General features: G+C 42.2%; 13 protein-coding genes. 1 reads left to right on the forward strand and 12 read right to left on the reverse strand.

What is annotated here, in order from left to right:
* Positions 1-184: 184 nt before the first annotated feature.
* On the forward strand, positions 185-631 hold the full coding sequence (locus V7112_RS14315) for a VanZ family protein (protein WP_335420905.1): 447 nt from the start codon (positions 185-187) through the stop codon (positions 629-631).
* Positions 632-642: 11 nt separating this feature from the next.
* On the opposite strand, the gene spoIID is transcribed toward V7112_RS14315, so the two are convergent.
* The 12 genes from spoIID to V7112_RS14375 all read right to left on the reverse strand — a co-directional run.
* Complete coding sequence (gene spoIID / locus V7112_RS14320) at positions 643-1662, reverse strand: stage II sporulation protein D (RefSeq protein WP_335420908.1); 1020 nt, start codon at positions 1660-1662, stop codon at positions 643-645.
* Between the two features lie 286 nt (positions 1663-1948).
* Positions 1949-3247 carry a UDP-N-acetylglucosamine 1-carboxyvinyltransferase gene (gene murA / locus V7112_RS14325; RefSeq protein WP_335420910.1) on the reverse strand — a complete coding sequence of 433 codons (1299 nt, stop codon included), beginning with the start codon at positions 3245-3247 and terminating at the stop codon, positions 1949-1951.
* Between the two features lie 762 nt (positions 3248-4009).
* Positions 4010-4246 carry a DUF1146 family protein gene (locus tag V7112_RS14330; protein WP_335420912.1) on the reverse strand — a complete coding sequence of 79 codons (237 nt, stop codon included), beginning with the start codon at positions 4244-4246 and terminating at the stop codon, positions 4010-4012.
* 222 nt (positions 4247-4468) lie between these two features.
* Positions 4469-5980 (reverse strand): NADH-quinone oxidoreductase subunit NuoN, encoded by a 1512-nt coding sequence (gene nuoN, locus V7112_RS14335; protein ID WP_335420914.1) that lies wholly within the window; start codon positions 5978-5980, stop codon positions 4469-4471.
* A 4-nt stretch (positions 5981-5984) separates the two neighbouring features.
* On the reverse strand, positions 5985-7496 hold the full coding sequence (locus V7112_RS14340; protein ID WP_335420916.1) for an NADH-quinone oxidoreductase subunit M: 1512 nt from the start codon (positions 7494-7496) through the stop codon (positions 5985-5987).
* Positions 7493-9361: an NADH-quinone oxidoreductase subunit L gene (gene nuoL, locus V7112_RS14345; protein WP_335420918.1), complete on the reverse strand. Its 1869-nt coding sequence runs from the start codon at positions 9359-9361 to the stop codon at positions 7493-7495. Before nuoL ends, V7112_RS14340 begins: the two co-directional genes overlap by 4 nt.
* A gap of 77 nt (positions 9362-9438) precedes the next feature.
* A complete protein-coding gene (gene nuoK / locus V7112_RS14350) occupies positions 9439-9753 on the reverse strand; it encodes an NADH-quinone oxidoreductase subunit NuoK (RefSeq protein WP_335420920.1) in 315 nt (104 codons plus the stop codon).
* A complete protein-coding gene (locus V7112_RS14355; RefSeq protein ID WP_335420922.1) occupies positions 9750-10265 on the reverse strand; it encodes an NADH-quinone oxidoreductase subunit J in 516 nt (171 codons plus the stop codon). The genes nuoK and V7112_RS14355 overlap by 4 nt, the downstream gene beginning before the upstream one ends.
* Positions 10262-10681, reverse strand: coding sequence for an NADH-quinone oxidoreductase subunit NuoI (nuoI, locus tag V7112_RS14360; protein ID WP_136380709.1), 420 nt, complete (start codon positions 10679-10681; stop codon positions 10262-10264). Before nuoI ends, V7112_RS14355 begins: the two co-directional genes overlap by 4 nt.
* Before the next feature lie 220 nt (positions 10682-10901).
* Positions 10902-11903 carry an NADH-quinone oxidoreductase subunit NuoH gene (nuoH, locus tag V7112_RS14365; protein ID WP_335420925.1) on the reverse strand — a complete coding sequence of 334 codons (1002 nt, stop codon included), beginning with the start codon at positions 11901-11903 and terminating at the stop codon, positions 10902-10904.
* Positions 11903-13003 (reverse strand): NADH-quinone oxidoreductase subunit D, encoded by a 1101-nt coding sequence (locus V7112_RS14370; protein ID WP_335420927.1) that lies wholly within the window; start codon positions 13001-13003, stop codon positions 11903-11905. Before V7112_RS14370 ends, nuoH begins: the two co-directional genes overlap by 1 nt.
* 3 nt (positions 13004-13006) lie before the next feature.
* A partial coding sequence (locus tag V7112_RS14375; RefSeq protein WP_335420929.1) for an NADH-quinone oxidoreductase subunit C occupies positions 13007-13995 on the reverse strand: 989 nt, incomplete at its 5' end.

Here is a 13995-nt window from a genome sequence, read left to right on the forward strand (position 1 = left end):
GTCTTCATAACCCCGATGATGACCTTTCCAAACCAGCCGGAACATCTTTAAGGTCTTCATCACCACTTCCCTAACAACCCAGCCCATGCTTTGTCCTTCCCCCTAATGTTTACCAAATGATCTCCCTCACATTCCCAATGAATGCTATACTATGTAAGTACATTTTAGAAAAGGGGATTTATTTATGAAGGCTTTTTTACGATTTCTACTATTAATAGCGCCATTTTTATATATGATCTTTATTTTCATTTTATCCAGCCTTCCATCAGACGCAATCGTGAACACACCGTTTTCGTGGGATCGGGCTTTTAAAGAATCACTCCATCTAATCGAATTCGGCATCCTCTACGGCCTGTGGGTCTTATTTTTTCTCGTACAAGGGAAGTTCACTCCGAAAACAAGCATCCTGGCTGCGGTTCTCTCAATCGCTTATGGGTTCTCCGACGAGTTGCACCAATACTTTGTCCCTTACCGGTCTGCAACCGTCATTGATCTAGTTAAAGACACAATTGGGGTGCTCGTGCTTTTTTCTATCGTAAAAGTGAGTTATTTTGGAGAAAAGCTACCACGATTCAAAAAGCTACTCCAACGGATAGAAGGGTTGAACAGCAAAAAGGCAGAGGGGAACTGATCCCTCTGCCGTTATTTTTTCACCGTTAATTTATTTTCGAAGTTCTCTGTGGTCGAAATTTCTACGCCCTGGTAATAATGTGCGACAATTTCTTTGTAGTTCTTTCCTTCCTTCGCCATTCCGTCCGCACCATACTGACTCATGCCAACCCCGTGGCCATTGCCCTTCGTTTTAATGATGACGTGGCTGCCTTTACGTTCCCATGTAAAATCACTTGAACGTAGGCCTAGTGCATCCCGAACTTCTCGACCAGTAAACGTCTTCCCTCCAACCTCAACAGTTGCAACACGTTTAGATTCAGTTCTAGCCGTTATTTTTCCAACTTCATTACCTTGACCGATTTTGATCCCTAGCTTTTGTTCAAATTCAGCTGCTGTCATTTCAACTTGACCCAGGAATTTTTCCGTGTTCATATCCCACGGACTTGGTACGCTTCTTAAATATGGATATTCATTTTTATAGTAGTCTTCCGAGTTTTCCGTGTAGCCATTACTCGTTGAGAAAAATTGGGCATCAATCGGCTCGCCATTATAAGTTAAAATTTGCCCCTGTGTTTCATTGACGGCTTGCGTGATTTTTTTGATTTTCCAGTCGTAATCGTCTTTCCATTCGGTTTTTAATTCCTCGATGTTTTTATATACCTGATGGTTTATCGTATCTGATACATCAGCGCCTTCAGGAACTCCGATTTTTTGGTCACTTAGCATATGCCGCACTACATACGTTCTTGCAGCCAATGCTTGAGCTTTTAATGCCTCCATTTCAAACTTTGCAGGCATCTCCTGTGCCAGCACACCGACCACATAATTCTCAAGTGGTACATTTTCGATTCTTTGAGCACTGACGCGGTGCACAGCCACCTCCACTGTCGGGCCCGAAGCAATTTGAGGTGGTTCTGGATTTGATTGCCGTTCTTCTGCCAGCTTTACCGTATCCTTGCCGGAAAACGGAATGACGAGCATCGATGGAATCAATAAAATCAAGACAAAAAGGACAGAAACTAGTACAATGATTGGTTTAATCTGTTTCATGAATGCAAGCCTCCACATCAAAATTAATGCATTTCATTATGCACCTATATTTCAATATTTATGGTAGTGGACAAGCATTTATGACCTTTTTATGTATAAAAATAAAAATCAAATACGCCTTAGCGTATTTGCGTCCAGATTTTTTCGAGCTCGCTCGAAAAGTTTCCTCTGAAAATCTGTGGCATCCGCCGGAGGCTTTTAATTTTATTCACTTCTAGTGAATAAAATTAAAAAAGCTAGAGATATTACCTTAATGGGTAATGTCCCTAGCTTTTTACGTGGTTAGTTAAAAGTTTACCTTTACTTCTTCCACTAGGCTTTCTGTTGCTTCATTTATACGTTCAATATCAGCACCTAATGCCGCAAGCTTATGATGGAAGTTCACATAACCACGGTCTAAGTGCTTCAGTTCTGTTACACGAGTGTAGCCCTCTGCAACCAATCCGGATAAAATAAGTGCAGCAGCAGCACGTAAATCAGTTGCGGCTACTTCAGCTCCCTGAAGTTGGGATTCTCCGTTGATAATAACAGAACGGCCTTCAATTTTAATATCACCATTCATGCGTCGGAATTCTTCGACGTGCATGAAGCGATTTTCAAATACAGTTTCGGTGATCATACTTGTGCCCTGTGCACGAAGTAATAATGCCATCATTTGCGATTGCATATCGGTTGGAAAACCAGGATGTGGCATTGTTTTAATATCGACAGCCTTTAATTTTTCTGGCCCGATTACACGTAGACCATCTTGTTCTTCAATGATGGTAACGCCCATTTCTTCCATTTTTGAAACTAGTGAGCTAAGGTGTTCTGGTACTGCACCTTGAACAAGTACATTACCGCCTGTAATCGCAGAGGCCACCATAAAAGTACCTGCTTCAATACGATCTGGAATAATGTTATGTGTTGCACCATGCAATTCTTTTACACCTTCAATACGAATGGTTCCAGTACCTGCGCCTCTTACCTTTGCTCCCATTGCATTTAGGAAGTTGGCAAGGTCCACAATTTCTGGTTCTTTTGCACAGTTTTCAATGATGGAGACTCCATCAGCAAGTGTAGCAGCCATCATGATGTTTTCAGTAGCTCCTACGCTTGGGAAATCCATGTATACTTTTGCACCGCGAAGCCGTCCATTAACTTCGGCATCGATATATCCATTTCCAACTTTCACAACTGCACCCATTGCTTCAAATCCTTTTAAGTGCTGGTCAATCGGTCTTGAACCAATTGCACAACCGCCAGGAAGAGCAACTCTCGCGTGACCATTGCGTGCAAGCAATGACCCCATCACAAGTACAGATGCGCGCATTTTTCGAACATATTCAAAAGGTGCTTCCGTTTTTAGCTCTCTTGATGCATCGACAACGATTTGATTGTTTGCAAACTCGACTCTCGCGTTTAAATGACGCAATACCTCATTAATCGTATATACATCTGAGAGCGTGGGTACTTCATTTATCACACTTTTACCATTTCTAGCTAATAAGGATGCAGCGATAACTGGCAAAACAGCATTTTTTGCGCCTTCTACTTTGACTGTGCCGTTCAACCTATGACCGCCGCGGACGATGATTTTTTCCAAGGTATTCCCCTCCGCGTCCCATTTTCTATATATTCATATTCATTCATAACAATTGGTGTTCCATCTTGACTGGTGTTTATAGAACCCAATCTTTTTATATTCATTGCTTTTAGTGGAAAATTTCGTTCGCACTGATGTAGTGTATGCAAACCACCGGGCAAATGTCTCTATTTTAGGTATGGTTGCATAGTGTTACATCGATCGATAAAAAATTAATTAGCACCGCTCTAGCAGGGCCTATTCCAAATTGTTTTCATGTACAATTTTACACAAAACCAATTTACATCATATCACTGGTACATACATTGGACAAGTGAAATTTGTGGGAATTTCGCATTAATTGTCGACAAATATTTGAATATTTGAAGGTATATTATTAAGTGATAACTTTACATAGTTCACATAGTACATCTAATACGAAAAGAACTTCTTGTTTTTGAGGGTTTGTCTTCTTTTTTAGAGAATTTAAAGTGGTGATTAAATTATCTTAAAAAAGCAAGTAGATTTGGTGGAATACTCCGTGAAAAACTCTAAAAATGAGTTCCTTCGTATCATCAACCTTAACCTTCTAATAGGTCACTCCAGTAATATCCAATGTATTTTTCCTTTGAAATGGCATACTAAGGAATGTTTTATTTGATTTCCTCTCCATACTTACATTTTTACCAGTACCCCACTGGCGAATACGTGGAAAGTAGTGGAGAACGTATGTCAAGCTTCATTCAGGACTGCATTTCCATAAAATCCCTGAATAAATAAATTTCAGCCAAGGATGCTTGGTAATTGTTGTGACCAGAGGAGATAATCTAAGAAGAAATTACTGACCGTTGATCCTATAGCAATTGTCAAAAGAACCAGAAGAACTCGCACTTGGAAAACATGATTCGGCTTCACTAAATGCTCATATCGAATGCTTTGCAAGGCCCACCACGTCACAACAATAAAAATTAAATGCGAAATAATACTGATAAGTGCTTGATACCCAAAACCCGCTAACATAAAACCACTCCTTTGGATAAAAGACTAAGTACGCCACGTGCGAGTGGCAACGTCTTTGTGACCCACCTCATGCCGGCCGAAATCACACCACACCATTTTACCATTTTCTACGACTGAAGTCCTCAAAAACAAGCATCAAAAAAGGAAGAGGCATCCCCATACCTCTTCCTTTAATAAAACACCCCTATTTGTTTGAAAACGGACTAGCAGTCACTACTGCTTTTAACCAATAAAGTCCGCAAAGCTTTCGAACTGTTGAATGAATTCGAATGCAATACCTGGGAAAATTCCAAGACCAATCGTTCCGACCACAGCCACAACCACGACAATCCACACACCTAAAGGTAGCTTGATTTTGCTTTCGTCTGCTGCCGGTCTAAAGAACATTTGGGTTAGGATCCCGAAGTAATAGAAATACGATACCACGGTTGTCGCAATCATAATGGATGCCAACACGTAATGTGACGGAGTAGTAACAAATACCCCGATGAAAATCTCAAGTTTTCCGATGAACCCAGCCGTTCCAGGAATTCCCGCTAACGAAAGTATGAATATACTTAGCGCAACAGCTAGTACCGGTGAGCGCTTATAGAGTCCTGCAAACTGACTAATATCCTCTGAGTCCGATTTTTGCGAAATGACCTGAAGAATCGCAAAGAATCCAAGGCTCATGAAGAGATAAGCCACTAAATAGAACCAAATCGCATCCATCATAAAATAGGAGAAAGCTACAAATGCTACTAATACATAACCAGCATGGGCAATACTTGAATATGCCATCATCCGCTTTATATTACGTTGTCTTAGGGCAATTGTGTTCCCAATAATCATCGTTGCGCCTGCGATAATCGCTAACAAATCCTGGAGATAGAACAACAAATATGGTGTTTCTACATTTCCAGATGGTACTTGGATGAAGGCAGTTACAACAATTCGCAAAATGATGACAAAGCCCGCTGTTTTTGAAACAACGCTTAAAAAGGCTGTAACAGGTGTTGGTGCTCCTTGATACACATCTGGTGCCCACATATGGAATGGAGCAGCCGCGATTTTAAAGGATAGACCCACTACAATCATAAATAGCGCAAGGGCGACAATATAAATATGCTGTGGATCCTGTAGGCTTCCGAGCGCCATAAATATTTCTTTTAAATTCGAGGTTCCAGTAAGGCCGTACACATAACTAACCCCGAATAAAAAGAATGCTGTTGAAACTGTCCCGTTAATCACATATTTCATCGCGGATTCATTTGATTGCTTATTGCGCTTTCGGATTCCGGCTAATATATAGGAGGAAATTGAAAGTAACTCCAAGCCGATGAAAAGTGTAATCAAGTCAGCACTGGATGTCATAATCATCGTACCTAAAAGTGCTGCTAGAAGTAAGTAGTAAAACTCACCGCGGTACTCACTTATGCCATCCTTAGGCTCATAGCTCATTGCAAGTAAAATCACAAGAGCAGTTCCAACTAATAAAATCAATTTAAAAGCAATCGCAAACGAATCCAGCCGAAATGTATCATACAAAATTGAAGTGACATCATTTCCGATCAAGGAAACCGTAAATCCGATTGCAACAAGGATCCCAGCAATTCCAATCCAACCAAGTGGACGTCGGTCCATGTTTTTTCCCATAAATAAATCAAGTAACGATAGAAGGGTTGCGACACCGAGGATGATAAATTCTGGTGCCATTACTCCCCATTCAAAACTTAGCAAAGTTTCTGTATCCATCGGCTCACCCTCCTAACCCTAGCATGATTGTTTCAAGTGCAACCTGAAGTGGCTGTGTAAGCACGTTAGGATAAACACCAATTAATACGATAAATGCTAGTAACACAAGTACCGGAACCATCTCAATGGGACGTAAATCAACTGCGCCCTCATAGGAATGGTTTGCCTTTCCGTATGTCACATTTAAGACTGCACGTAATAAGTACACAGCTGTCATAATGATTCCAATTGCTCCAACTGCAGCAAGTACTGGCATTTCCTTAAACAGGCCAAGGAAGGCCATAAACTCACTAACAAACCCGGACATCCCTGGTAACCCAAGTGAAGCCATTGCAGCCACTAATAAAAATCCAGCAGTAAGTGGCATCACCTTTGCAAGTCCACCAAGCTTATCGATATACGATGTCCCGGCCCGCTCGTACATGACCCCAATTAAGAAGAACAATAACGCTGAAATCAAGCCATGTGATACGACCTGGAAGACCGCCCCTTGCACGCCCGCCTCATTCATCGCACCGAGGCCAATCAACACAATCCCCATATGCGAAATACTCGAGTAGGCCAGAACCATTTTGAAGTCCTTTTGTACAAATGCTAAAAATGCTCCATATAAAAGGTTGATGACCCCAAGTACGGCAACAATCGGCGCAAGCGTAATGAATTCATCCGGGAAGAATCCCATTCCAAAGCGGATAATCCCGTATGCTCCAATTTTTAAAAGGATCCCTGAGTGAATCATAACGATTGATGGCGGTGCTTGTACGTGAACACGGAGCATCCATGTGTGTAACGGAAAAATCGGTAATTTAATTCCAAACCCGATAATGATGGCTATCAATAACCCTAGACGTAACCCTTCCGAAAATTGACCGGGAATCGGTAAACTATCCGGTGGACTTGCAAAAATCGCGGTTAATGCCGTAATATTCGTTGTTCCAGTCTTTGCAAAAATGATCATAATGACAATCAACAAAATTGCAGAACCAAGTCCGTTATAAATCAAAAAGCTAAATGCCGCTTTTTCTTTTTCAAAATAGCCCCATTTTCCAATCAGGAAGAACGTCGAAATGAGCGTCATCTCAAAGAACACAAAGAATAAAATCAAGTTTCCGGCTGTAAAAACACCAAGCATGCCAAGTTCGAGTAAAAGGAATAGCATGAAATAACCTTTCCATTCCTTTTTAATATGAACGGATGCGATTGCAGCTAGAGTTGAGATCACCGTGGTTAACAGGACGAGCACTAAAGTAAGACCGTTAAGGCCCATCTCGTAGTTAACTTCCCACGGATTTCCTTTCGGTAAAAAACCGAACCAATACACGGTTTCCTTAAACCTTTCAAGGTCTCCACCACCTGTATAAAACCCGTATGCATAGAGGGCAAGAACAAGTGAAGGTATCGTTGCCAAAACCCCGACTAGCTTGATTGTTTTTTCCTCAGTTTTTGGTACAAACGCTAAGATTGCAATACCTAAAATCGGGAAGAATACTAAAAGTGTAAGTATTAGTGAACTCATCTTAAGTACCCCCCTGTCAGTGCTACAACGAGAAGTAAAATCGCTAATCCCACAAAGGCAACGGATGTGTACATTTGGACCTGACCATTTTGTAGCCTAGCCCCAAGCTTTCCGATACTTTGTGTTGCCTGTGCCACACCTTTTACAATGCCACCTACTAAAAATTCATCGATATAGCGTAAGAATAAGCTAAATACCTTTGTCGCGTAGACAACAGTCATGTTATAAAATTCATCGATAAAATATTTGTTATGGACGATGCTGTACATGATTGGCGCTCGAGAGCTGAAAAAGTCTCTTGAAATTGATTTTCGTTGATACATCGCATACGCTAGCAAGATGCCAAATAAAGAGACAAATGTTGCAACTGCCATAATCCAGCCTGGTCCTTCAATATGCCCCGGTCCGTAAAGGGTCGTCCCTTCTGTTAACCAGTCCCCTAAAAAAGTTCCAAACCAAGGTGTGTTCACATACCCTGCTACAACGGCGAGGATACCTAAAATAATCATTGGAATCGTCATTGAGCTTGGTGAGTCTTTTACATTTGTTTGATTTCCTCTTGATTCCCCAGTAAAGACCATAAAGAACAAGCGGAACATATAAAATGCTGTAAAGAACGCTGCAATCACCGCTAACCAGAACAACACATAATTTCCATTTGCCCAAGTTGCAATTAAGATTTCGTCCTTACTGAAAAATCCTGAGAAAAATGGAACGCCACTGATTGCCAATGTTCCAATTAAGAATAATGGACCTGTTACGCGAAGCTTTTTCCATAATCCGCCCATTTCCTCAATGTTCTGTGTATGAACGGCATGAATCACGCTACCCGCTGCTAAGAACAGCAATGCTTTAAAGAAAGCATGTGTCATTAAGTGGAACACTCCTGCAACATACCCAGCAGATCCCAACGCAAGCATCATATATCCAAGCTGACTCACAGTTGAATAGGCCAGAACACGTTTAATATCCTTTTGTGCTAAGCCAATGGATGCTGCAAAAATAGCCGTAATTCCTCCAATCACAGCGACTGTCATCATCGCCGCATGGCTTGCTGCAAATAGTGGGAAGGTATTTGCTACTAAATAAACCCCTGCTGCAACCATCGTAGCTGCGTGAATTAAAGCCGAAACAGGTGTCGGACCTTCCATCGCATCCGGCAACCATGTATGAAGTGGGAATTGACCAGATTTACCAACAGCTCCCACAAAAATTAAAACCGCAGTTAAGGTAATCATCGTGGATGAAATTTCTCCAGCGCCAACGGCTTTAAAAATTTCATCATATTCAAAGCTGCCAACCTGCCAGAATAATAGAATCATCCCGATTAATAGGCCAACATCTCCAATACGCGTCATAATAAACGCTTTTTTCGCGGCCGCTTTCGCTTCTTCCTTGTAAAAGTAGAACCCAATTAATAGGAACGAACCGAGTCCAACAAGTTCCCAGAAAATATACGTTTGCAGTAGGTTTGGTGAGATAACCAAGCCCAGCATCGCGAAGGTAAATAACCCAAGGTACGCATAAAATACCGGAAAGCGCTCATCACCATGCATATACCCTTTCGAATACATATGTACTAAAAAACTGACAAGCGATACTACCACTAACATAAGTGCATTTAATTGATTCACTTCAAACCCCGCTGTTAAGTGAACATCCCCAATTGATAACCACGTGCTCTCATATTTATATGTTGGATTTCCGAGTCTCGCCGCGAGAACCAACACCGAGTAGACGAATGCTACAAACGTAAGCAGAATGCCAATATAAGCACTCGACTCCTTCATTCGTTTACCGAATATAAGAAGGAACAAAAAAGAGATAAGCGGGAAAAGCGGTATGATCCATGCATTTTCCATCATCGTATCACAATCCCCTTCTTGGATCTTTTCGGTCATAGGTGAAGAACAAGAAACCTAAGTTCCACAGTTTTAACCGTTTAATGTTTCATGGAATTCATTTCATCAATGTTAACTGTGCGCTTATTTCGGTACAGTGCCATCAAGATAGCTAGACCTACAGCAAATTCAGCTGCTGCAATGGCGATCGTAAACAGTGCAAAGATTTGCCCGGTAATGCCGGGGACCATCCCGTATTTACTAAAAGCCACAAAATTGATATTTACTGCATTCAGCATTAACTCAACTGAGATCAACACGATAACCGTGTTTCTTTTTGTAAAAGCCCCATACAGGCCAATACAAAATAAAATTAACGCTAGAAGGAGGTAGGCTGTTAATGGAATTGAACTCATTCCTCATTCGCCTCCTGTTCATTGTCTTTTTTCGCTAAAATGATCGCACCTATTAACGCAACAAGCAACACAACAGATGTTAATTCAAATGGAATGACATACTTTGCAAAAAGCTCGATTCCAATTTTTTCTGTATTGTTCACATGAAGGTCCGTTGCTTGACCGCCAAAATCCAAATCGTAAATCCCAAGGTATACGGCAAAACCAAACGCTAGGATTCCACCAAGAACAAATATGGTTCGACCACGACTAACCTTTGGCTCACTCGTGTCATTATGCTTCGTGAGCATGATTCCAAACAGCATCAGAATCGTGATGGCACCTGAGTAAATTAAGACCTGCACAGCTGCCACGAATTCGGCATGAAGCATCACGTACAAGCCTGCGATACTAATGAAGGTGAAGACAAGTGCGATAACCATATGTATGACCTTTTGGAGGTTAAGCATTAACACACCGCCGCCAATCGCACTAATTGCTAGGACTATGAATGCTAAAAATTCTCCGGTCACACCTTATTCTCCTTTCGCACGTTCGTATCGTTTTCATCCAACCACTCAAGGTTTTTAAACAAGTCATCACGACTATATTCAGCGAGTTCAAAGTTGTTTGTCATGACAATCGCTTCTGTCGGACAAACCTCTGTGCAAAGGTCACATAGAATACAAATTTCAAAGTTGATGTCATACGTATCAATGATTTTCCCTTTTTTAGTCGGATCAGGGTGTTTTTTCCCGGTTAACTGGATACAATCGGTTGGACAAATGTTGGCGCATTGATTACATACGATACATTTTTCCGGATAAAATTTTTGAATACCACGAAAGCGATCTGGTAGTGGTAGTGGTTCATTCGGATAATCATATGTGACTTTTTTATAGGTTAATTGATTAAGGGTGTATTTCATCCCTTTCAGCAAGCCAAACATGTTTTGTCACCCCTTTTTTAGGTAGTTACAATCAAATACGCCTTGGCGTATTTGCGCCCAGATTTTTTAGGCCCACACGACGTGGGTCACAAAGACGTTGCCACAGGGTGGCGCCTTTAGTCTTTGATCCTATGCTCGAAATGTTTCCTTTAAAAATCTGAGGCATTCGCCGGAGGCTTTAAATTTATTCATTCGAAGTTTGAACCCCGAACGAATAAAGTTAAAAAAATAATTCTTTAATCAAGGCTGATAAGAAAATGTTAGCTAGCGCAATAGGAAGTAGCACTTTCCAGCCAAACTCCATCAGTCTATCCGCACGTAAACGCGGGAATGTCGAACGGAACCAGATTAAGACAAAAATAACCATGCTAAATTTCAAGGAGAACCAAACGGCACCTGGAATAAAATCTAAGAATAGAACCGGTTTCCAGCCTCCTAAGAAAAGAACAGTCGTTAATGCCGCCATCGCAAACATATACACATATTCTGCTAGCATAAAGAATGCCCATCTAAATCCTGAATACTCAATATGGAAACCGGCGACGATCTCTGATTCTGCCTCAGGCAAGTCGAACGGTACTCGGTTGAGCTCCGCAACAGACGCGATAAAAAAGACAACAAAGGCAATCGGCTGTGCAAAAATAAACCAAACCTTATCCTGGGCTTCAACGATATCCGTTAGGTTCAAGCTTCCAGATAATAAAATGACTCCGATTACTGACATCACCAGTGGGATCTCATAGGAAATCATCTGTGCCGCTGCACGCATTCCTCCCATGAGGGCATATTTGTTATTCGATGCCCAACCACCCGCGGCGATTCCGATCGTAGTAAGACCCGATACAGCCACGTAATAAAGGAGGCCCACTCCAATATCTGCAAATTTATAGCTTTCCGTAAACGGAAGTACTGCCACAACCATGAAGGCTGGGGTAAACGCAAGCACGGGTGCGATAATAAATAATGGTCGGTCCGCTACTTTTGGGATCACGTCTTCTTTTATAAGAAGCTTCAAGACGTCAGCCACTGTTTGTAAAAGTCCCCAGCGTCCGCCTACTTGGTTTGGCCCCATACGTGCTTGCATAAAACCCATAACTTTACGCTCTGCAAGAATTCCGTATGTTACGAATCCGAGAATGACAAAAAGCAAGACGGTTGCAAGTAAAAAGAAAATACCAAAATTCAGCCAACTTGGAGGTGAATTCAGTAGGTTTTCAATCATTAGCCGTCAACCTCCCCAAGGACAATGTCTATTGCACCTAAGATTGCAATCATGTTTGCCATATTTTCACCCTCTAAAAGCTTCGGAAGGATTTGGAGATTGTAAAAGGACGGACGTCTAAATTTCAAACGGTATGGTTCCTTTTTTCCATCACTTGAAATATAGCAGCCAATTTCTCCGCGTGGTGATTCAATTCGTACATACGCTTCACCCTTTGGCGCTTTAATGATTTTTGGAACCTTCGCCATAATCGGCCCTTCTTCAGGGAATTGTTCAACAGCCTGCTCTACGATTTTAAGAGATTCTTCAATCTCCGCCATGCGACAGTGATAGCGTGCCCATGCATCTCCACCGTCCCTTGTTGGCACTTCAAAATCGAAACGGTCATAGATGGAATATGGCTCATCTTTCCGGAGATCCCACTTCACTCCTGTACAACGTAGGTTCGTACCACTTAAGGAATAATTCAACGCATCCTCCTTCGTGTACTTTCCAACCCCGATAACACGGTCACGGAAAATTTCGTTCCCTGTGACAAGCTGGTGGTATCCAGGAAGCTGTGATCTCATATAAGGTACAAATTCTTTTACTTTTTCAATCCAGCCCTCTGGAGCATCCCATTTAACCCCACCGACACGCATGTAGTTAAACGTAAGCCTTGCCCCGGAAAGCTCATTTAGTAGATTAATAATCATTTCTCTTTCTCTAAAAGCATAAAGGAATGGCGTCGTTGCACCGATATCGAGCAAATACGTTCCCCACCAGACGAGATGGCTCGCAATCCGGCCCAATTCCATCGCAAGGATGCGTAAATATTCCGCCCGCTCTGGAATCTCAATATCCATCATTGTTTCAACAGCGTGACAAAGCACATAGTTATTGGTCATCGCCGATAAATAATCCATTCGGTCTGTGTACGGAATGATTTGTGTGTATTGCAAATCCTCTGCAAGCTTTTCAGTACCACGGTGTAAATATCCAATTACAGGTGTAGCTTCTTTGATGATTTCACCGTCAATTTTTACAACAAGACGGAATACTCCGTGTGTACTTGGATGCTGTGGCCCTACATTTAGGAGCATTTCTTCTGTACGAATCATATGCTACACCTCCACATCATACGGTTCATAGTCTTTTCTAAGTGGATATCCCACCCAGTCGTCCGGTAATAGGATTCGTGTTAAATTTGGATGCCCTGTGAATGTGATACCAAGCAGGTCATACGTTTCCCGCTCTGGCCAATTTGCCCCTTCCCATAATGGTTGCAAGGATGCAGTTGTCGGCTCATCGCGGTCTATCATTACTTTTAACGCTACAGATTGACGGTTTTTATAAGAGAATAAGTGAACGTATACCTCCATATGTGTTTGGAAGTCTGTACCATGCAGTTCTGATAGGTAATCGAACCCAAGCTGTTCATTAAACTTTAAAAACTGTGCAACCTTAAAATATGTATCTGGCTTTGCAACAAGTGTTGGAACGTCTTTTGATAGTGTATTAATATATGAATCTTCCAAAACGCCTTCCCCTAGATGTTCCGTAATTACTTTCACGTACTTATCTAAATATTTTTGGTTTGGAGATGGCGCTGCCTGTTCAACTTCTTCTTCAACAGCCCCACCTGCCGTTGCTTTTGCTCTTGCTGCTGCAGCTGCCTTTGCTTTCGCCGCTGCGATGGCTTTTGCTTTTTCCTTGGCTAGATCATCGTCTGCTCCACCCGCGCCAGCTGAAGCTTTAGCTTTCGCTGCTGCCGCAGCCTTGGCTTTGGCTGCCGCTACTGCCTTGGCTTTCGCCTTTGCAAGCTCATCGTCGCCTGCCGTGCCGGATTCTGCCGCTTTTTGCTTCACTAGCGCTGCCGCCTTCGCCTTCGCTGCTGCTACTGCTTTTGCCTTAGCCTTTGCCAGGTCATCGTCACCTGCCGAGCCAGCTTCTACCGCTTTTTGCTTCGCTAACGCTGCCGCCTTCGCCTTCGCTGCTGCTACTGCTTTTGCCTTAGCCTCTGCCAGGTCATCGTCACCTGCCGAGCCGGATTCTTCCGCTTTTTGCTTCGCTAGCGCTGCTGCCTTCGCTTTTGCTGCTGCTACTGCTTTTG

This window comes from Bacillus sp. JJ1566 (assembly GCF_036962685.1).
Taxonomy (GTDB): domain Bacteria; phylum Bacillota; class Bacilli; order Bacillales; family Bacillaceae_L; genus Ferdinandcohnia.